We start from the raw sequence: 19,761 nt of genomic DNA on the forward strand, positions 1-19,761 counted from the left end.
AGCCCCAACTCGGCCCAGGATACAACGCCCATGACCGCCGCGACCCAAGCCAAGCACACCCCCGATGATCTCGCCGTCGCCCCGCGCGACATCCGCTTCGATCTGGCCTCGGCCCAAAAGGGCCATTGGCTGGGCGGCGACCCGGTCGGCACCGCCGTGTTCAACGCCCTGTCGCTCACCTTTCCCGACGGCGAGCGGATGTTCATGGACGCCGTGAAGGCCTACCGCGACCGCCTCACGGGCAAGCTGGCCGAAGACGCCAAGGGCTTCATCGCCCAGGAGGCCATCCACTCGCGCGAGCACCACCACCTCAACAGCCTGATCGATCGCGAGCGTTATCCCGTCGCCGAGATCGAGGAGACCATTCGCGGCCGCGTGAAGATGGCGCGCGAGCGTGGCCCGATGGCCATGCTGATCTCGACCATCGCGCTGGAGCACTTCACGGCCATGATGGCCGAGATGCACGCCCGCCACCGCAACCTGTTCGACACCACCGACCCCGAGATCGAAAAGCTATGGCGCTGGCACGCCGTCGAGGAGACCGAGCACAAGGCCGTAGCCTATGACGTCTTCCTGGAGGTGACCAAGGACTGGTCGCCGCTGAAGCGCTACATGATCCGCTGCCGGGCGATGGTGTTCGTGACGATCATGTTCACCCGCAACATCAGCCGCTACGCCGCGCGCCTGCTGGAAGCCGACGGCTACACGCCCGAAGCGGCGTTGAAAGCGGTGAAGCGCTTTGTCTGGGGTGATCCCGGCATCTTCCGCCGCGGCTGGAAGACCTATTTCGCCTGGTACCGTCCAGGCTTCCACCCGTGGGACCAGGACGACCGCCCGCTGGTCGCCGACTGGATGGCCGAGTTCAACGCGGCGGCGGTGCGGGCTTAGGCCCCTATCAATCCGATTTCCCCGGCGAAGGCCGGGGCCCAGATCGTAAGGCTGTGAGGTCCTCGCAGAAACGCCCGCGATTCTTTCGGATACGCGGGCGTTCTTGCCTCTGGGCCCCGGCCTTCGCCAGGGCGATCGGGTTGGGTTACCCCGCGATCAAACCAAAGTCCGCCACCTGGCCCATGGCGTCGCGCACGGCCGCCAGCGTGCGCAGGCGGTTGTCGCGGTGTTCGGGCTCGTTAACGAAGACGCCGTCCAGATAGGCGTCCACCGGACCGCGCAGCTCGGCCAGCTGGGTCATGGCGCCGGTGAAGTCTTCCTTGGCCAGGGCGTCCTTCAGCGGTTTGTCCAGCAGGCGCAGGGCGTTGTAGAGCCCCACCTCAGCGGCGCTGTCGGCGGCCGGCTCGGCGGGCGCGCCGGTCGGGAGCGGACCCTTCTTCTCCTCGGCCTTGAGGATGTTGGAGGCGCGCTTGTAGCCAGCCAGCAGGTTCTTTCCGTCGTCGGTCTTCAGGAAGCCGTCCAGAGCCTCGACCCGCGCGACGATGCGGGCCAGGTCGTCATCACCGAGGGCGAAGACGGCGTCGACGAGGTCGTGACGCTTGCCTTGGTCGCGGAGGGCGACCTTCAGGCGGTCGGCGAAGAACGCGATCAGGTCGTCCTTACCGAACTTGGCGAGTGATAGACGCAGGCTGTTTTCCAGGATGATCCGGATCACGCCCAACGCTGCGCGACGCAGCGCGTACGGGTCCTTGGAACCCGTCGGCTTCTCGTCGATCGCGAAGAAGCCGACCAAGGTGTCAAGCTTGTCCGCCAGCGCCACGGCGATCGCCAGCGGTGCGGTCGGCACGGCGTCCGAGGGGCCTTGCGGCTTGTAGTGGTCCTGGATCGCGGCGGCGATCTCGGGGTCGAGGCCGGCCTCGCGGGCGTAGTAGCCGCCCATCAGGCCCTGCAGTTCCGGGAACTCGCCGACCATGCCGGAGGCCAGGTCGGCCTTGGCCAGGCGCGCGGCTTCCTTGGCCTTCTCGACATCCGCGCCGACCAGCGGAGCGATCTCGCCGGCCAGGGCGACGATACGCTCGACGCGCTCCGCCATCGTGCCGAGCTTGGCGTGGAAGGTCACGCCGTCTAGCTTATTGAGCCAGGCGTCGAAATTGCCGGCCTTGCGGTCCTCGTCCCAGAAGAAACGGGCGTCGGACAGGCGCGCCGACAGCACCTTCGCGTTGCCGGCGGCGATCACCTTGCCGCCGTCGGCGGCTTCGATGTTGGCGATGGTGATGAAGTGCGGGGCCAGGCCCGGCTCGCCCGGCTTCTTCACCGCGAAGTACTTCTGGTGCGTGCGCATGGAGGTGCGGATCACCTCGGGCGGCAAATCAAGGAACGACGGGTCCATGTCGCCCAGCACCGGGGTCGGCCACTCGGCCAGGCCCGCGACTTCGTCGAGCAGGCCCTGATCCTCGACCAGTTCCAGGTGACGCGCGAAGCACAGGGTCTTGCAGCCCTCGAGAATGCGCTGCTTGCGCTCTTCGACGTCCAGCACGACGAAGTGCTTTTCCAGGCCCGCGACGTATTCGTCGAAATCCTTGGCCACGAAGGGCTTGGCGTCACCCATGAAGCGATGGCCTTCGGTGACGTCGCCGCTTTCGATGCCCTCGATCGAGAACGGCACGACCTCGCGGTCCAGCACGCACAGGATGCGCTTGAGCGGTCGCACCCAGCGCAGCTTCTTCGTGCCCCAGATCATCGACTTGGGCCACGGGAAGCCGCGAATGATGGCCTCGACCATCTCGGCGATGATCTCAGGCGTAGGGCGGCCCTTCTTTTCGATGAAGGCCATGTAGACGCCGTCGCGCTCGACCAGCTGGTCTTGCGTCAGACCCGCCTTGCGCAGGAAGCCTTCCATGGCTTGCGGCGGAGCGCCGACGCGGGGTCCTTTGAGCTCTTCCTTGCGGTCGGCCTGGGCCAGCGGCAGGCCTTCGGCCACCAGGGTCAGGCGACGCGGGCCGGCGAAGGTCTTCAGCGCTTCGGGCAAGAAACCAGCGGCGGCCAGGTGCTCGCGCGCCATCCGCTCCAGGTCCTTGGCGGCCTGGGTCTGCATGCGGGCGGGGATCTCTTCCGAGAACAGTTCGAGGAGAAGTTGGGGCATCTTAACTTACGCGGCTTCCTGTTGCTCGACCCAGGCGCTGGCGCACATCTTACAAAGGTCGCGAATGCGGCCGATGTAGCTGGCGCGCTCGGCGACGGCGATCGCGCCGCGGGCGTTCATCAGGTTGAAAAGGTGGCTGGCCTTGAGGACCATGTCGTAGGCGGGCAGCACCAGGGCCTTGTCTTGGTACGAGCGGGCCAGCATCAGCGGCACCTGCTCTTCCATCTGCCCGAACTGCTGCTTGAGCACGGCGACGTCGTAGCCGTGGAAGTTGGCCTCCGACTGCTGGCGCTCGTTCTCCAGGAACACCTCGCCATAGGTCGTGGCGCCGAGGGGCGAGTCCGGATCGTTGAACGGCAGGTCGTAGACGTTGTCGACGCCGAACACGTACATGGCCAGGCGCTCCAGGCCATAGGTCAGCTCACCCGCAACAGGGTTCACATCCAGGCCGCCGACCTGCTGGAAGTAGGTGTACTGTGACACCTCCATGCCGTCGCACCAGACTTCCCAGCCCAGGCCCCAGGCGCCGACGGTCGGATTTTCCCAATCGTCCTCAACGAAGCGGATGTCGTGGGTTCGCAGGTCCAGGCCGATCGCTTCCAACGAGCCGAGATACAGGTCCTGCATGTTCTCGGGGTTGGGCTTCAGGATCACCTGATACTGGTAGTAGTGCTGCAGGCGGTTGGGGTTCTCGCCATAGCGACCGTCGCCCGGACGGCGCGAGGGCTGCACATAGGCCGCGTTCCAGGCCTTGGGACCCAACGCGCGCAGCACCGTGGCCGGGTGCAGCGTCCCCGCCCCCACCTCGACATCGTGCGGTTGCAGGATCACGCAGCCCTGCCGGCTCCAATAGTCATGGAGCGTCAGGATCAGGCTTTGGAAGGACTTGGGTTTTTCGCGCGACATCGATCGAAGCAGGCCTAGAAAAAAGTCGGCGGACCATAGGGCCCGCCGACCGGTGCTTCAAGCGATGTCCTGGCCTTGAAGGGCCTTAGTTGCCCTTGGGCGCGGTGCGCTTGCCGGCGTTCGAGTCCGGCTTGCCATACTTGGCGCGGTTTTCAGGTGTATCGGCCACGGGCGGGTTCGACACGACGTTGGCGTCGCCGGCCTTCAGAGTGGCCTGTTCGTCCGGGGACTTCGACGAGACGGGCACGATGCCCGAGGCGTTCACGCCGGCGGCGGGCGCGGCCATGGCGGTCGGCGAGGCGGCCGGGTCAGCGGCCATGTCGGTGCTCATGGCCGGCGTGGCGGGCGTCGGATTGGTCGCCGCCTGAACCATGGACGTCATCGACTCGCGGGCCGCGACGTTGGTGGAGGCGTCCGTCGCCGAGGCGGCGGCTTGCAGACCGGGCACGTCCTTGGGCAGGAGCACCTTGTCGACGACGTGCAACACGCCGTTGCTGGCCATCACGTCGGCCTGGGTGATGGTCGCGCCATCCACCATCGGCGTCGCGCCGCTGCCGTCCAGGAGCAAAGGCGAGCCTTCGACGCTCTTCACCTCGCCCTTGGCGCCCTTGATCTTGCTGGAATCCACCTTGGCGTTGATCAGGTGATAGGTCAGCACCTTCTGCAGCATCGGCCCGTTCTCCGGCAGCAGCAGGGTGTCCAGCGTGCCGGCCGGCAGGGCGGCGAAAGCGGCGTCGGTCGGCGCGAACACCGTCAGGTTCTGATTGGTCTTCAGAACATTGGTCAGGTTCACGGCCGACACCGCTTTCAGGAAGGTCGTGAACTGACCCGACGCCTGGGCGGTGTCGATCAGGTCGCCCTTGGCCACGACCGGCGCCTGCGCAGCGGGCGCCGCCGTCGCGGAGGCCTCGTTAGTCTGGGTCTGGGCGTGGGCGGCGCCAGCCATCAGGGCGATCGCGGCGGCGGCGGTCAGAAGATGTTTGGAGATCATGGTCGCGTTCCTCTCGGTTCGAGCGATTTACGCCCGACGTCGAGAGTCGGTTCCCTGCTCACCGGTACGTGATCGCGGAAAACATCACTTGAAGAAGAAGACCAGGCCCGCCCCACAGACGATCAGGGCGAAGCCGAGAAGGGTCGTCAGTTTGATCTGTTCGCCGAGATAGAACACCGAGAACAGCGTGAAGACGATCAGCGTTATCGCCTCTTGTCCGGTCTTGAGTTGAGCCGTCGAATACATCGTGCTCCCGAGTCGGTTGGCGGGAACGGCCAGCATGTATTCGGGAAGCGCGATCATCCAGCTCGTCAAAATCGCGAGTGGCAGAGCCATGCTCTTGTTCTTGAGGTGGCCGTACCAGGCGAAGGTCATGAAGATGTTGGACGCCACCAGCATCAGCCAGGGCGCGACCTTCAGGATGACGGGCGGCATATCGACGAACTCCGGGTGTGTCGGAAAAATGGGGGCAACCTAGGCCAACGCGCCGGTCCAGCGCCAGCGGCTATCCCGTGGCCCGAAAACGCCGAATTCTGTCGCAGCAGTAACGCTTGCAGCTCAATTTTTAGGCGCCGCGCCCATTTCGTTTCCAAAACCTTGCGCTCAAGCCCCGTCACGGAACCGTCGCCGATAGCGTGGACGCGCCGGGGAAACGATGCAGCGCGTAACGGCGGCGTCGGCGGTGATCAAAAGCGGGAGCGGTCGCTCCCGAACAACCAAGCAAATCAAGCCCGCGGCTCAGCGGGTCGGAGCAAGGCGGATGAAACTGATCATAGCGGTCGTCAAACCCTTCAAGCTGGACGAGGTGCGTGAAGCGCTCGTCGCGGCCGGAGTCGAAGGCCTGACGGTGTCTGAGGTGAAGGGCTACGGCCGCCAGAAGGGCCAGACCGAGATCTACCGGGGCGCTGAGTACCAGGTGAATTTCGTGCCGAAGGTGAAGCTGGAAGCCGTCGTCGACGACGCCTCGGCCGCCAAGGCCGTGGAAGCCATCAAGGGCGCGGCCGCCACCGGCAAGATCGGCGACGGCAAGGTCTTCGTCCTCAATGTCGAGGAAGCCGTCCGCATCCGCACCGGCGAAACCGGCTCGGCCGCTCTGTAACGCATCGGGAAAAGGGGATACCGACGATGAAACTCACCTTCAAACCGCTGGCGGGGCTTATGCTCGCCGCGACGCTCGTAGGGGCGCCGCTCGGCGCGACCGCCCTCGCCCAGGAGGCCGCGCCGGCCCCCGCCGCTGCGCCCGCCGAGGCTGCGCCGGCTCCGGCCGCCGCGCCTGCGGAAGCCGCGCCCGCGCCCGCCGCCGCCGCACCGACCATCGAAGACAAGATGGACAAGGGCGACAACGCCTGGATGCTCACCTCAGCCCTGCTCGTCCTGCTGATGATCCTCCCGGGCCTGGCCTTGTTCTACGGCGGCCTGGTGCGCTCGAAGAACATGCTGTCGGTGATGATGCAGGTCTCGACCGTCGCGCTGATCGGCTTCGTGGCCTGGTTCCTGTGGGGCTACAGCTTCGCCTTCACCGACGGCGGCAGCTGGGACAAGTTCGTCGGCGGCCTGGGCCGCGTCTTCCTGAAGGACGTGACCCCGGCCAGCAACGTGGCGACCTTCTCCACGGGCGTCGTCATCCCCGAACTGACCTTCATCGCCTTCCAGTCGACCTTCGCGGCCATCACCGCCGCCCTGGTGGTCGGTTCGCTGGTCGAGCGTATGAAGTTCGCCGCCATCGTCGCCTTCGCCGTGCTGTGGCCGCTGCTGTCGTACTATCCGATGGCCCACATGGTCTGGTGGTGGCCGGGCCCGAACGCCATCGCTCTGGCCCCGACTGATCCGGTCAAGTCCGGTCTGCTCTGGGGCTTTGGCGCTCTGGACTTCGCCGGCGGCACTGTCGTTCACATCAACGCTGGTATCGCCGCCCTGGTCGGCGCCCTGATCCTTGGCAAGCGTCAAGGCTACGGCAAGGAGCCGATGCCCCCGCACTCGCTGACCCTGACCCTGGTAGGCGCCGGTCTGCTGTGGGTGGGCTGGTTCGGCTTCAACGCCGGCTCGAACCTGGAGTCGAACGGCTACGCCTCGCTGGCCATGGTCAACACCTTCATCGCCACCGCCGGCGCGGGCCTGTCTTGGGTCCTGGTCGAGTGGATCACCCGCAAGAAGCCGTCGGCTCTGGGCCTGGCCTCGGGCATCGTCGCCGGCCTCGTCGCCGTGACCCCGGCTGCCGGCTTTGCCGGTCCGATGGGCGCGCTGATCCTGGGCCTGGTGGTGTCGCCGATCTGCATCATCTTCTGCTCGGTCGTGAAGAACGCCTTCAAGTATGATGACAGCCTGGACGCCTTCGGTATCCACGGCATCGGCGGCATCGTCGGCGCGATCGGAACCGGCCTCGTGGTCAACCCGCTGTGGGGCGGCGCAGGCGTCGTCGACTACACGAGCTGCGGCAAGGACGGCGACCTGTCGACCTGCGACAGCGCTGTGTACGACATGGGCGTGCAGCTGATGGCCCAGATCAAGGCGGTTGGCGTGACCGTCCTGTGGTCGGCCATCGCCTCGGCCATCGTCTTCTTCGTGATCAAGCTGGTGATCGGCCTGCGGGCTTCACCGGAAGCCGAAGAAGAAGGTCTGGATATCTCGGAACACGGCGAGCGCGCCTACCACAGCTAAGGCTGGCCTAGGCGAAACGTCGAAGGGCGCGGAGGGAAACCTCCGCGCCCTTTCTCTTTCTGCAACGTCGAGCGCCTAGATTCGTCTCGCCGCTACGATCGGAACGACCGGGTCCAGCATCTGCCCCTCCATCACCGGGTTGGTCGCCTTGCCCGGGGTCGGCAGGTTCAGGATCTTTCGGACGATCTCCATGCCTTGCACGACCTGACCAAAGGCCGCGAAGCCGACATTGTCGCCCTCCCCGGCCGGATTGGCGTCAAGATAGGGCGCGTCGCCCACGCAGATGAAGAAGTCGGAGTCGCCGGTTCCGGGCGCCTTGCGAGCCAACGAGATCGTCCCGTCGACATGCCGAAGACCGGTCTGTGTCGTCGGCTCATGCGCCACCGGCGGGAGCAGCTTCTTCGGATCGCCCTGCAGGCCGCCCTCAATCAGACCGTAGTCGACCGAACTGGGCGCCTTGGCCGAGCGCCAGAAGCTCGAACCGTCATAGCGCTTCTCGTCGACATAGCGCAGGAAGTTCGCCACGGTCAGCGGCGCTTGACGAGCCTTCAGAGCGATGACGATCGACCCTAGACTGGTGTCGAGGCGGACCAGCACGTCACCGGCGCCCGGGACGATCGGTGTCGCGGGCAGACTCAGGATCTGCGCCGAGGCCAGGCTCGGCGGGACGGCGAAAACGCCGAGAGCGGCCAGAACGTCGCGACGTTTCATCATCGTCTCCTCAGCTCAGGCGGCAGCGCCGCACCCACCAGTCTGGGCGCATCGCCTTCACGCGTTCGGCCAGACCTTCAGCCTCGATATCGCTGGCGCAGAGGGCGAAACAGGTCGCGCCCGAACCCGACATGCGGACCAACAGACTCTCAGGCTCCTCGCGCAGCGCGTCCAGCACCTCGCCGATACGCGGCTCCAGCATCACGGCGGGCGCTTCCAGATCATTGCGGGTGGCGACGGCAAGCCAGGCGGCGGCCTCTTCGGCGCTCTCCAGATGGTCGGGCATAAAGGGCCGCGCGGCGCCCTCCGGGTGTAAGTCCGCATCATAGGCGCGATAGACCGCGCCCGTGGGCGACGGCGCGCCTGGATTCACGAGGACAGCGTTCATCTCCGGTAGGCCTGGCGCGGGCGAGAGACGCTCGCCACGCCCCTCGGCCATCAAGGCCCGTGCGCGAAAGCACGCCGCGCCGTCAGCGCCCAAACCCGCAGCCAGCGGCTCCAGATCGTCATCCGACAGGCCCGGCGCCAAGGCGTCCCGCAACAACTTAAAGACTGCGCCAGCGTCGCTTGAGCCTCCGCCGAGACCGGCAGCTATGGGCAGGTGCTTTTCCAAGATCAGCCGATAGGGCGGAATCGGTCCGCCCAGTCGCCTGTGGAACGCCTGAGCCGCGCGGACCACCAGATTATCGCCGTCGGCCGGGATTTCGCCCCCGAACGGTCCGGACATCTCGAACGCAGGCGCGTCGCTAGGCTGGATATTCACCTGATCGCCGACATCGGCGAACACCATCAGGCTGGCGATCGGATGATAACCCTCAGCGTCCGGCCCGCCGACGTGCAGGAACAGATTGACCTTGGCCGGGGCGAATGCTGACAGCCGCATGATCTCGTGACTCAAGGCTGGGAAAGACCCAACGCCGATAGCTCAGTTGTGGGCGATCGTCGACTTGGTCGCCGGCGCGGAAAGGCCCAGCCCGTTCTTCAGCTTTTCCTCGGACTCGACTTTCTGCTTGTCCGTCGGCTCCAGGCTCAGGACGCGTTGCCACTGGAACCGCGCTTCGATGAAGCGCCCGACCTTCCAATAGGCGTCGCCCAGGTGTCCGTTGACGTCGGGATCACCCGGCTCGAGCTCGACGGCGGCCTCAAGCTTCTCTACCGCAGCCTTGTAATCACCCAAGCGGAAATAAGCCCATCCCAAGGAGTCCAGCATCGCGCCGGATTGCGGACGAGCGGCGACCGCCTTCTCGACCATGGCCAGGGCCTCGGCCAGGCGCTCGTTTCGGTCGATCCAGGAATAGCCCAGGAAGTTCAGCAGCTCAGGCTCATCCGGATTGACCTTGAGCGCCGCCTGCAGGTCCCGCTCCGCCTCCGGCCAACGCCCGGCCTGCTCAAGCGCCACCGCCCGCAGATACAAGAGGCGCCAGTCGGGCGCCGACGCCTCCCGCGCGATCAGCGGCTCAAGCACCGCAACCGACTCGTCCCAACGGCTGTTGACGCGCAGCAAGTCGGCCAGAGCGACGGCGGCGTCGCGGTCGTTCGGCGCCGCCGTCACGGCTCCGCGCGCGACCTCAAGCGCCTTGGCCTTATCGCCCAACTCGTTCCAGGCCCAAGCGATCTTGCTCTGCGCCGAGGCGTAGTGAGGCGAGCCCGGCGTCACACGGCCATAGGCTTCGATCGCGCCTTCATGATCGTCGCTTTGATTCAGCAGATCACCGACCAGCACCCAGGCTTCGTCGCGCGCCGGGTCCAGCCGCAGAGCCAGCCTGAGGTAGGCCAGCGCGAACTGATTCTGCCGCTCGCCCGCGAAGGTCGCCGCGCAGGCGACCAGAACCTCGGCCGCGCCCTGGCGCGGCGTCGGCATGGCGGGCGGCGTCTGGCGGGCGGCGGCCCGCGCTCGAGCGCGTTGCAATCCGGTATCGTTCGGCGCGACCCGAAGCGCGGCGTCGTACAGAGCCACCGCATCGTCGTGGCGCTTCCGACGCTCCAAGAACGCGCCGTAGTCGAGCGTGAAGATGCTGGCCGTCGCGGCGTTGGACGTCAGGGCCTTGTAGTCGGTCTCGGCTTCGTCATACCGCTTGGCCCGCTCGAACAGCCGCGCCTGTCCCTGCTGGCCGAAATACTGCACCAGCTTGTCGTTGCGCAGCACCGGCTGGACAATCGCGCCTTCGCGGTCGCCGGCGGCGGCGGCGGCCCAGGGGCTAAGCAGAGCTACGGCCTGCTGGTGCGGGAAACCGGGCGGATCGGCCTTCAGGAGCGCCTGCGCCTCCTTGCCCTTGCCGAGCGCCAACGCCTCCACAACACGGGTGAGAACGCCCAGCCGTCGGATAGCTTCGGCGCCTCCGGCTTCGGTGGGCGCCGCTGCGGCCGCGCGCGAAATCTCTCCGGAAAGAAGCAGCGCCGTGAATGAGCGTTCTGCGATCACGCCAGGATCTTCGCCTAGCACCGCAGCTGTGCCGAAGTAGGTCGCCGCCTGCTTGGAGGCTCCATCGCGCAGCGCCGCCTGCCCCGCCAGGAATTGACCGTACGAGGTTCGCGTGTCGAACAGTGAATAGTTCTGACCGACGGAGCCCCGCATCGACACCGCGCCCGGCGCGGAGGCGCACGCGGTCAGGGCGGAGATGGATACGCAAGCGAGCAGGACTTTGAGACGCGTCATGCCGCCACCCTCGGAGGTTTCGAGGCCGTCCGCAAGAAAAAGCCTCCCGGTGCGGACCGGGAGGCTTGATCGTTACATGTTCGGGTAGTTCGGACCGCCGCCGCCTTCCGGCGTGGTCCAGACGATGTTCTGCGACGGGTCCTTGATGTCGCAGGTTTTGCAGTGGACGCAGTTCTGCGCGTTGATCTGGAAGCGCGGATCGGTTCCCTGCTCGTTGTAGAGCACCTCATAGACGCCGGCCGGGCAGTAGAGGCGTGCAGGCTCGCCGTACTTGGGCAGGTTCACCTGGATCGGCACCGAAGGATCCTTCAGGCGCAGGTGCGCCGGCTGGTCTTCCTCGTGGTTGGTCGCCGACAGGAACACCGAGCTCAGCTTGTCGAAGCTGATCACCCCGTCCGGCTTGGGATAGACGATCGGCTTGTAGTCCTTGGCCAAGCCGGTAGAGGCCGCGTCGGTCTTGTCGTGCTTCAGCGTGCCAAAGAACGAGAAGCCCAGCAGGTGGTTGGTCCACATGTCGAGCATGCCGAACGCGCCGCCCAGCGCCGTGCCGAACTTGCCCAGCAGCGGCTTGGCGTTGCGGACAACCTTCAGCTCCTTGGCCACCCACGACTTTTCGTAGGACGCTTGATAGGCGCCCAGCTCGTCACTGGCGCGACCGGCCTGAACCGCCTCGAACGCGGCCTCGGCGGCCAACATGCCGGTCTTGACAGCGTTATGGCTGCCCTTGATGCGCGGCACGTTGACGAAGCCGGCCGAGCAGCCGATCAGCGCCCCACCCGGGAAGGTCAGCTTCGGCACCGACTGATAACCGCCCTCGGTTATGGCGCGAGCGCCGTAGGCGATACGCTTGCCGCCTTCCAGGTGGGGACGGACAGAGGGGTGTTGCTTGAAGCGCTGGAATTCGTCGAATGGCGACAGCCAAGGGTTCTTGTAGTTCAGGTGCACGACGTAGCCGATGGCCACGTAGTTGTCCCCGAAGTGGTACATGAAGCTGCCGCCGCCTGTCTTATCGTCCAGCGGCCAGCCGGTGGTGTGCTCGGCCAGGCCCGGCTGGTGGTTCTCCGGCGGCACCTGCCACAGCTCCTTGATGCCGATGCCGTACTTCTGCGGCGACTTGCCTTCGTCCAGCTTGAATTTGGCGATCAACTGCTTGGCTAGCGAGCCGCGCACGCCCTCGGCGATGAACACGTACTTGCCGTGCAGTTCCATGCCAGGCTGGTAATCAGGCTTCTTCTCGCCGTCCTTGCCGATGCCGACCACGCCGACCACCACGCCCTTCACCGAGCCGTCGTCGTTCCAGACGAGCTCCGAAGCCGCGAAACCAGGATAGATCTCGACGCCCAGCTCTTCGGCCTTGCCGGCCAGCCAGCGGGTCAGATTGGCCAGGGAGGCGATGTAGCAGCCGTGATTGTGCATGAACGGCGGCATGGCGAACATCGGCAGGCTGAGCTCGCCTTGCGGCCCCAGCAGCTTGAAGCGGTCCTTGGTGACCGGCGTCTCCAGCGGCGCGCCCTCTTCCTTCCAGTTCGGGAAGAGCTCGGCCAAGCCCTTGGGATCGATGACCGCGCCCGACAGGATGTGGGCGCCGACTTCCGAGCCCTTTTCCAGCAGGGCGACCGAGATGTCGGTTCCGGCCTTGGCGGCCATCTGTTTCAGCCGGATCGCCGCCGAAAGGCCTGCGGGACCACCGCCGACGATGACGACGTCGTATTCCATCGACTCGCGTTCGAGGTCTTCGCTCATGGGATCTCCCGGTGAGGCCCTACGGCCGCTCTTATGACTGTTTGATTCACAGCTTATCCGAACGTGACGCGGGGGTGGTCAAGCACCTAGCCAGATTTTTTGCTGCACCGCAGCGTGGAGACCGGCGACAATCCGAGTTAAGACGGTCGCATGAGCCTCCCCGTCGATCAACGCGCCGTCGAAAGCCTGCTGGCCTTCTGGGCTGATGCGGGGGTCGAGGCCCTGTACGCCGATGCGCCCATTGATCGCCTCGCTGAGGGCGCGGCGATGCTCCGCGCCAAGAGCCAACCGCCCCCGCCAACGCCGGTCGCCCGGCCCGGGCTGGTCTCAGCGCGCTCGCCCGACGTCGCCTCGGCGGTCGCCGCAGCCAAGGTCGCCGCCGCCGCTTGCCAGGATCTCGATAGCCTCGCCGCCGCCATCGCCGCCTTTGACGGCTGCCCGCTCAAGGGCCAGGGCGCCAAGCAGGCCGTGTTCTCGCGCGGCGTGAGCGACGCGGCGCTGATGATCATCGGCGAAGGCCCCGGCGCCGATGAAGACGCTCAAGGTCAGCCGTTCGTCGGCCGCGCTGGCAAGCTACTCGATCGGATGCTGCAGGCCGCCGGACTCGAAGGGCGGGTGTTCATCACCAACACCGTCTTTTGGCGCCCGCCGGGCAACCGCACGCCGACGCCGCAGGAGCAGGCCACGTGCGCGCCGTTCGTCGAGCGGGCGATCGCGCTGGTGAAGCCCAAGATGCTGCTGCTCGCCGGCGGAGCCTCGGCCAAGGCGATGCTCAAGCGCGACGAAGGCATTCTCTCGATGCGAGGACGCTGGTTTGAGTGGGTCTCCGAGGATCAGTCGCTCGAGCTTCCGGCCCTGCCGACACTGCACCCGGCCTTCCTGCTGCGGACACCCGCGCAGAAGAAGAAGGCCTGGCAAGACCTGCTGACCCTGACCGAACGGCTTGATCGCCCCGAGCGCCCGCACTAAAATGTTCAGCGACCAGTCGGGACAGGGACGCGCGCCTGTGGGGGAGCGCGTATTGCTTTTGCAGCTTTGGGCTCGCCTTCTGGCCGTTTTGTCGGCCTTCGTGCTGTCCGTGACCGCCCTGGCCGCTCAGGCCAGCGGGCTTGAGCCCCTGTCGCCCGATGATGTCCGTTATTATCGCGCCGCGTTCGCCGCCGCTGATCGCGGGGATTTCGACTCCGCCGAAGCCGCCTTCGCCAACACCCGCGATCGCAGCCTGGCCGGGCGCCTGGCCTTCGCCAAGATCATGCACCCGACGCGCTATTCGGCCAGCTACGCGGAGCTGACCCGCTGGCTGGACAGTTACAGCGAAGAAGCCGGCGCCGACCGCGTCTACACCCTGGCCCTCAAGCGCAAGCCGAACGGCAAGCGCGTCGCCGCGCCGCCGGTACCCAGCTTGTTCATCGCCGACGAAAGCGGCCCGCCGCCGGCCGATAAGGGCCGTGCGGCCCGCGAGACCTACTATTCCGGCGACGTGAAACAGGCTCTTGCGCTGGCGATCGCCGGTGGCGAGCGCTGGATCGCCGGCCTTTCCGCGATCCGTTTGGGCGACGCCGCTCAAGCCCAGGCCTTCTTCGAGCAGGTCGCCGACGACGAACACGAAGACGAGTGGCTTCGGGCGGCGGGCGCCTTTTGGGCCGCCCGCGCGGCCAGCCAGCAAGGCCACGGCGGCCAGGCGCGCGATCTGCTGGTCAAGGCCGCCCAGGCGCCGCACACCTTCTACGGCATGATTGCAGGGCGCCAACTGGCGCTCGCGGGGGTCAGCGTTCCCGAGCCCCAGGAAGACCCCATCGCCACCCTGCTCTCGCGCGCGGCCTATACGGGCCCGAACACCGAGTCGCTGAACGCCTTGGTCACCGCCGATCCACGAGCCCGCCGCGCCGCCGCCCTGGCTCAGATCGGTCGCTGGCGCGAAGCGGGCCAGGAGCTCCGTGCGGGGCTTTCCCTGGCGGACACTGAATCCCTGCGCGCCGATTGGACGACCCTGGCCCTGGCGCTGAACGCCAAGGCGCCGCTGAACGCGGGACGTCCGGTGCGCCGTGTCGGGGGCGAGGACTATCCGCTGCCGCCTCTGGATCCGGTTGGCGGGTTCACCATCGACAAGGCGATGGTCTACGCTCTGGTTCGGCAGGAAAGCCGCTTCGATCCCCTCGCCGTCTCCAACGCCGGCGCCGTTGGGCTGATGCAGGTTCGCCCGGTGTCGGCCGCCGACGTGGTGGGGGACGACAAGCTGCGCACCGACAGCACCCCCTTGTTCGACCCGGCCTTCAACCTGCGGGCGGGACAGGACTACTTCACCTGGCTGATGGACCGTGGCCTCAAGAGCCCCGACGTCCTCCGGGCGGTGGCGGCCTATAATGGGGGTCCAGCCACCCTGAACCGCACTCTCGCCCAACTCGGCGCCGACTGCGACAGCCTGCTGCTGATCGAGAGCCTGCCGTTCAAGGAAACGCGCAACTACGTCGAGAAGGTCATGGCCAGCTACTGGACCTATCGCCGTCTGATGGGTGCGGAAAACAGGACGCTCGATGCGGTCGCCAGCGGCGCGCGGACGGTGGACTTCCGCCTCGACCCGCAGGTGGAGATGCCGACCACCATCGACCAGCTGATGGCGCAACTGCCCTAACAGCGCTCCTTGGCCAGCGTTGGCTGACTTAGCGAGCCTGGTAGGTCAGAGACTTGGCCTTCAGGGTTCTTGCGAGCCCTCTCTCATCCAAAGTCGCGCCCTTCGGCCAGTCCAGGCGACGCAGCAAGACGCCGTGCGTCTTAGGCTTCAGGCGGCCCCAAAACCCGCCGGGGGCGATCAGGATCGCTGGCGCGCCCGCGCCGCCCACCAGATGTCGCTCCACCGGCTCGCGCCAACCTTCGCGTAACACGGCGTCGGATCGAAGAGTCAGGATCCAGTCGCCGCGCGCGACGGCGACGCCCGCCGCAAAGCGATCCTCCACAGTTCCCCGCTCACGCACCAGTCGCGCGCCGCTGTCTTCGGCCAGGGCCTCGACGCCCTGCTCGTCACCCGCGACCAGCACCACCTCCATAACGAGGCCATCCACCGCAGCAGGCACCAGCATGGCCATTTGCGCGGCGAGGCCAGCCAAGTCTTCGGAGGCGATGAGGACAACGGAGATCATAACCCTGCTTCGCGACCCACGGCCGCCGGGTCAAGAGCACGACCGCCCGCTTAACCGAAGAGATCCATCTGTGCGCCGGCCGGTCGGGGCGGCTTAAACTGGCTAATGTCCAGCGCCGTCCACGGCTGATCGAGGCCGAACTTCTTGACCGCCAGGTGAAACCGTTGCCGCAGAACCTCTGCGACAGGACCGTCGCCGACCATTCGATCCCCCCACGCGGCCCGGTAGACTTCGCCGGACCGGATCTGCCGAACCAAGGACATCACCTTGCGGGCGCGATCAGGGTGGTCGGCTTCGAGCCATTCCTCAAATAACTGGGCGATCTCGCGGGGCAGGCGCAGCGCGACATAGCCAGCGCCGCGCGCGCCCGCCTTGGCGGCCGCTTCCAGCACCGCCTCGACCTCATGGTCGTTCAGCCCTGGAATAGCCGGCGCGAACATGACGGTCACCGACACGCCCGCCTCAGTGAGCCGTCGCACTGCCTCCACCCGTTTGCCGGGCGTGGCCGCGCGCGGCTCCATGCTCCGCGCCAGGCGACGATCCAAGGTGGTGATCGAGATCGCGACGCGGGTAAGTCCTCGCGCAGCCATGCGGCTCAGCACATCCAGGTCGCGCAGGATCAGCGCGGACTTGGTGATCAGCGTGAATGGGTGACCAAAGCGCTCCAAGGTCTCGATCACCTGTCGGGTGACACGCAGGCTCTTTTCATCCGGCTGATAGGGGTCGGTGTCGCCGCCGATATGGATCGTAGCGGGTTTGTAGCCTGACTTGGACAGTTCCTTGGCAAGCAGCTCGCCAGCCTGTGGCTTGAAGAAGATCTTGCTCTCGAAATCCAGGCCCGGCGACAGGCCCAGATAGGCGTGAGCCGGCCGGGCATAGCAGTAGATGCAGCCGTGGCTGCACCCGCGATACGGATTGATCGACCGATCAAAGCCCACGTCCGGGCTTTGGTTGCGAGCGATGATGGTCCGCGACTTCATGGCCTGGAGCTGCGTGACGAGCTGGGCGGGCTCCTCGTCCGCGCTCCAACCATCATCGAAAGCCTCGCGCACCTGCGATTCGAAGCGTCCTGTTCGGTTGGATTTGGCGCCGCGTCCTCGCGCGGCGGGTCCGAGTTTCGCTGCCTCTGCCATGGGCCGATGATGCGCGACCGATCAGAACATAACAAGAACAATTGTTCACAACTGCCTAAATGCCCTCTCCGCCCTCGGCTGCGACTCGATCAAGGTATTGGCGAATGCTGGCCGCTTCGGCCGCCGTGTTGGCCAAGGCGATAGCGCGGTCGAACGCTTGGCGCGCCTCGTCCCGGCGGCCAGCCTGAAGCAGAAACGCGCCCCGCGCGCCATGGTACGGGAAATACGCGTCAAGCCGGGCGCCAAGGGGGTGGATCATTTCGAGCGCTGCGTTGGGTCCGCGAACCTTGGCGACGGCGACCGCGCGATTCAGGGTGACCACCGGCGACGGTTGCATGACCTCCAGCGTGGCGTAGAGTCGGTCTATGCCCGCCCAGTCGGTGTCCCGAGGTCTCGGCGCGCGCGCGTGCAGCGCGGCGATGGCGGCCTGAACCTGATAAGGCCCCGGCGCACGCTTGAGGATGGCCTTGTCGATCAGAGCCAAGCCCTCATCAATCATCCCGCGATTCCAGAGACTTCGGTCCTGATCCTCCAACAGGATCGCCGCTCCGTCGGTGGCGAAACGCGCGTCGGAACGCGCGTGCTGGATCAGCAGCAGCGCGGTCAGCCCCATCATCTCCGGTTCGGCGGGGAACAGGCGTAGAAGCAGGCGCGCGAGGCGGATCGCCTCGTCACACAAACCGCCCTTGGCCTCTACGGCCTTCCCGCTCGCGGCATAGCCCTCGTTGAAAACCAGGTAGATCATCGCCGCCACAGCCGCGAGCCGCTCGGCGCGCTCGACGGGGCCCGGCGCCTCGAACGGCGCGTTTCCTGCGCCGATCTTGGCCTTCGCCCGGGTGATGCGTTGCTCCATAGCCGCCTCGCTGACGACGAAGGCCCGCGCGATCTCCCTCACCGAGAGGCCTGAGACGATCCGCAGCGCCAAGGCGATCTGCTGCGTGGCTGGCAGGTCCGGATGGCAGCAGATGAACAGCAGCCGCAGCACATCGTCGCGATAGTGCGCGCTGTCCAGCCTTTCGGCCGCCTCGACCTCGGCGTCTTCCAGATCGGAGAGCAGGTGCTCGGAAGGCAGCACCGTATGGCGGCTGGTCTTGCGAACCGCGTCGATGGCGGCGTTACGGCCGACCATGATCAGCCATGCGGTTGGATCGCGAGGCGGACCATTCCTTGGCCAAGCTTTCAAGGCGCGCAGGCAGGCGTCCTGAAAGGCCTCCTCGGCGGCGTCCATGTCGCGGAAATAGCGAAGCAGCGCCGCCATGGCTTGGGGCCGAGCAGCCGCGATCGCGCCCTCGATCCAGCTGAACTCGGTCACGCGCCGGCGGAACCGGGCTGGAACATCGCGATCGGACGGATCTCGTAGGACCCGCCGGGATTGGCCTTGCCCAGGTCCTTGGCGACCTTGAGCGCGCCGTCCAGAGATTCGCAGTCGACGACATAGAAGCCGAGCAGTTGCTCCTTGGTCTCGGCGAAGGGACCGTCCAGCACCAGGGGCGGTTCGCGGTCCTTGCGCAGGGTGGTGGCCGCCGTGGTCGGCATCAGGCGGGCGACGGGGCCCAGCCGCCCCTCCTCCGCCAGACGCTGTTGCACCGCGCCGAGCTTCTGCATCACCGCCTCGTCCTCTTCCTTGGACCAGGCGCAGACGACGTCCTCTTGGTTGTAGCAAAGAATGGCGTAAAGCATGGACGATCCTCTTCTCCGTCACGAGGACGGACGACTATGCCCGCTTCCGACATCGCGCCGGAGTTCTTTTAGGGCTCAGGCGCCGAGGGGCCGCAGACGACGGCGAACGGGTTCGTCATAGAGCTTGAGCACAGCCCAGGCGCCCGCGACGATGATCGCCATCGCCACCAGGGCGAAGCCAAGGGGATAGCCCTCGCCGCCGACCGCGCGGAACCCTCGCAAGAGCAATTCCCAGCCCAGCCAATGGAGGGCGTACAGCGGATACGAGATCGCGCCGCCCACGCGACATAACGTACCGGCCAGACCGCTGGGATCCCGACGGCCCGCCAGCACCATCAGCGGGAAGACGACGCTGACGCAGGCTAGGTCATAAAGCCAGTTCAGCGGGGTCCAGGGCGCGCAGACCACCGCGCCCAGAATGAACGCCAGCAACCAGACAGGCGCCGTCCAGGTGGTGAAGGCCTGAATGCGATAGCATCCCCACCCAAGCAGGAACGCGAAGATCGTTCGCAGGAAGCTGATGACGAAGGTGCCGCGATCCCACCCCGTCAGAACTCCACCCATTCCGTGGGCGACATAAAGCATGACCGGCGCAAGCAGCACGACCATCAGCACATGTCCCAGAACGCCTAACCGGCGCAGCGGAAACCAGGCCGCGCCGACCGCGAGCTCAAAGAACAGCGACCAAGCCGGCGGATTCAAGGGGAAGAGCGGCGAGAAGCCATTGTCGTCGACCCAGACGCGGGGGATCATCAAAAGGCCCAGCGCTAACCAACCCGGCACAGCCTCCCGATTTTGGATAATCACAAAAGCGCCGCCCAGCATGGTCAGCGCGATCAGCGGCCATAACCTCACCAGCCTCTGGCGCATGAAGCCCAGCCAGCTGATCTCGCGCTTGCCGTAGGCGTGGGCCAGCACGAAACCTGAAAGGCAGAAGAAGAAGTCGACCGCCAGATAGCCGTGCGGGACAAGCCACGGCCGGCCTGTCCAACTGCCGATGTGGTAGAGCATGACGCCGACGGCGGCGACGCCGCGCAAGCCGTCAAGGGCCTCGTACCGCCGCCCAGTCTCGTAGACCCGCAAACCCTCGCCCTCGCGCTCGCCCCTGATTAGCC

General features: G+C 66.4%; 18 protein-coding genes. 5 read left to right on the forward strand and 13 right to left on the reverse strand.

Translation table 11 applies throughout. The annotated features are described in order from the left end of the window. The first annotated feature begins 30 nt into the window (after window positions 1–30). Window positions 31–888, forward strand: a complete 858-nt coding sequence (locus CSW63_RS14050) for a metal-dependent hydrolase (protein ID WP_062099488.1) — start codon at window positions 31–33, stop codon at window positions 886–888. A 145-nt stretch (window positions 889–1,033) separates the two neighbouring features. Here CSW63_RS14050 and glyS read toward each other — a convergent pair whose 3' ends face one another. From glyS to CSW63_RS14070, 4 genes are all read right to left on the reverse strand, one after another. Then, complete coding sequence (glyS, locus tag CSW63_RS14055) at window positions 1,034–3,031, reverse strand: glycine--tRNA ligase subunit beta (protein WP_099503367.1); 1,998 nt, start codon at window positions 3,029–3,031, stop codon at window positions 1,034–1,036. Between the two features lie 6 nt (window positions 3,032–3,037). Further along, window positions 3,038–3,937, reverse strand: a complete 900-nt coding sequence (locus CSW63_RS14060) for a glycine--tRNA ligase subunit alpha (protein WP_062099486.1) — start codon at window positions 3,935–3,937, stop codon at window positions 3,038–3,040. 85 nt (window positions 3,938–4,022) lie between these two features. Next, window positions 4,023–4,928 carry a fasciclin domain-containing protein gene (locus CSW63_RS23555; protein ID WP_197425309.1) on the reverse strand — a complete coding sequence of 302 codons (906 nt, stop codon included), beginning with the start codon at window positions 4,926–4,928 and terminating at the stop codon, window positions 4,023–4,025. Between the two features lie 84 nt (window positions 4,929–5,012). Then, window positions 5,013–5,363 (reverse strand): DMT family protein, encoded by a 351-nt coding sequence (locus CSW63_RS14070; protein ID WP_062099485.1) that lies wholly within the window; start codon window positions 5,361–5,363, stop codon window positions 5,013–5,015. Window positions 5,364–5,688: 325 nt separating this feature from the next. Here CSW63_RS14070 and CSW63_RS14075 point away from each other — a divergent pair, with 325 nt between their 5' ends. Next, entirely contained in the window at window positions 5,689–6,027 is a 339-nt protein-coding gene (locus CSW63_RS14075; protein WP_010919216.1) for a P-II family nitrogen regulator, read from the forward strand. A gap of 26 nt (window positions 6,028–6,053) precedes the next feature. After that, entirely contained in the window at window positions 6,054–7,586 is a 1,533-nt protein-coding gene (locus CSW63_RS14080; RefSeq protein ID WP_062099484.1) for an ammonium transporter, read from the forward strand. Between the two features lie 75 nt (window positions 7,587–7,661). Here the strand turns inward: CSW63_RS14080 and CSW63_RS14085 are convergent, their stop codons facing one another. The 4 genes from CSW63_RS14085 to CSW63_RS14100 all read right to left on the reverse strand — a co-directional run bounded on the left by CSW63_RS14085 (window position 7,662) and on the right by CSW63_RS14100 (window position 12,696). Further along, window positions 7,662–8,300 (reverse strand): peptidylprolyl isomerase, encoded by a 639-nt coding sequence (locus tag CSW63_RS14085; protein ID WP_082749739.1) that lies wholly within the window; start codon window positions 8,298–8,300, stop codon window positions 7,662–7,664. Window positions 8,301–8,307: 7 nt separating this feature from the next. Continuing rightward, window positions 8,308–9,180 (reverse strand): 4-(cytidine 5'-diphospho)-2-C-methyl-D-erythritol kinase, encoded by an 873-nt coding sequence (locus tag CSW63_RS14090; protein ID WP_062099483.1) that lies wholly within the window; start codon window positions 9,178–9,180, stop codon window positions 8,308–8,310. A 42-nt stretch (window positions 9,181–9,222) separates the two neighbouring features. Continuing rightward, on the reverse strand, window positions 9,223–10,953 hold the full coding sequence (locus tag CSW63_RS14095; protein WP_062099482.1) for a tetratricopeptide repeat protein: 1,731 nt from the start codon (window positions 10,951–10,953) through the stop codon (window positions 9,223–9,225). Between the two features lie 72 nt (window positions 10,954–11,025). Beyond that, window positions 11,026–12,696, reverse strand: coding sequence for an electron transfer flavoprotein-ubiquinone oxidoreductase (locus tag CSW63_RS14100; RefSeq protein WP_062099481.1), 1,671 nt, complete (start codon window positions 12,694–12,696; stop codon window positions 11,026–11,028). Window positions 12,697–12,846: 150 nt separating this feature from the next. Between CSW63_RS14100 and CSW63_RS14105 the strand changes: the two genes are divergently transcribed. Next, window positions 12,847–13,665, forward strand: a complete 819-nt coding sequence (locus CSW63_RS14105) for a uracil-DNA glycosylase (RefSeq protein WP_099503365.1) — start codon at window positions 12,847–12,849, stop codon at window positions 13,663–13,665. Window positions 13,666–13,717: 52 nt separating this feature from the next. Beyond that, a complete protein-coding gene (locus CSW63_RS14110) occupies window positions 13,718–15,328 on the forward strand; it encodes a lytic transglycosylase domain-containing protein (RefSeq protein ID WP_168193662.1) in 1,611 nt (536 codons plus the stop codon). A 28-nt stretch (window positions 15,329–15,356) separates the two neighbouring features. On the opposite strand, the gene CSW63_RS14115 is transcribed toward CSW63_RS14110, so the two are convergent. The 5 genes from CSW63_RS14115 to CSW63_RS14135 all read right to left on the reverse strand — a co-directional run bounded on the left by CSW63_RS14115 (window position 15,357) and on the right by CSW63_RS14135 (window position 19,729). Next, window positions 15,357–15,833 (reverse strand): hypothetical protein, encoded by a 477-nt coding sequence (locus CSW63_RS14115; protein WP_062099479.1) that lies wholly within the window; start codon window positions 15,831–15,833, stop codon window positions 15,357–15,359. A 50-nt stretch (window positions 15,834–15,883) separates the two neighbouring features. Next, window positions 15,884–16,966 carry a PA0069 family radical SAM protein gene (locus CSW63_RS14120; protein WP_062099478.1) on the reverse strand — a complete coding sequence of 361 codons (1,083 nt, stop codon included), beginning with the start codon at window positions 16,964–16,966 and terminating at the stop codon, window positions 15,884–15,886. Between the two features lie 55 nt (window positions 16,967–17,021). Next, on the reverse strand, window positions 17,022–18,278 hold the full coding sequence (locus CSW63_RS14125) for an RNA polymerase sigma factor (RefSeq protein WP_099503363.1): 1,257 nt from the start codon (window positions 18,276–18,278) through the stop codon (window positions 17,022–17,024). Next, window positions 18,275–18,646 carry a YciI family protein gene (locus CSW63_RS14130; RefSeq protein WP_062099477.1) on the reverse strand — a complete coding sequence of 124 codons (372 nt, stop codon included), beginning with the start codon at window positions 18,644–18,646 and terminating at the stop codon, window positions 18,275–18,277. The genes CSW63_RS14125 and CSW63_RS14130 overlap by 4 nt, the downstream gene beginning before the upstream one ends. 75 nt (window positions 18,647–18,721) lie before the next feature. Continuing rightward, window positions 18,722–19,729: an acyltransferase family protein gene (locus tag CSW63_RS14135; RefSeq protein ID WP_369797887.1), complete on the reverse strand. Its 1,008-nt coding sequence runs from the start codon at window positions 19,727–19,729 to the stop codon at window positions 18,722–18,724. Window positions 19,730–19,761: the final 32 nt, after the last annotated feature.

The organism is Caulobacter sp. FWC26 (assembly GCF_002742645.2).
In the GTDB taxonomy this organism is placed as follows: domain Bacteria; phylum Pseudomonadota; class Alphaproteobacteria; order Caulobacterales; family Caulobacteraceae; genus Caulobacter.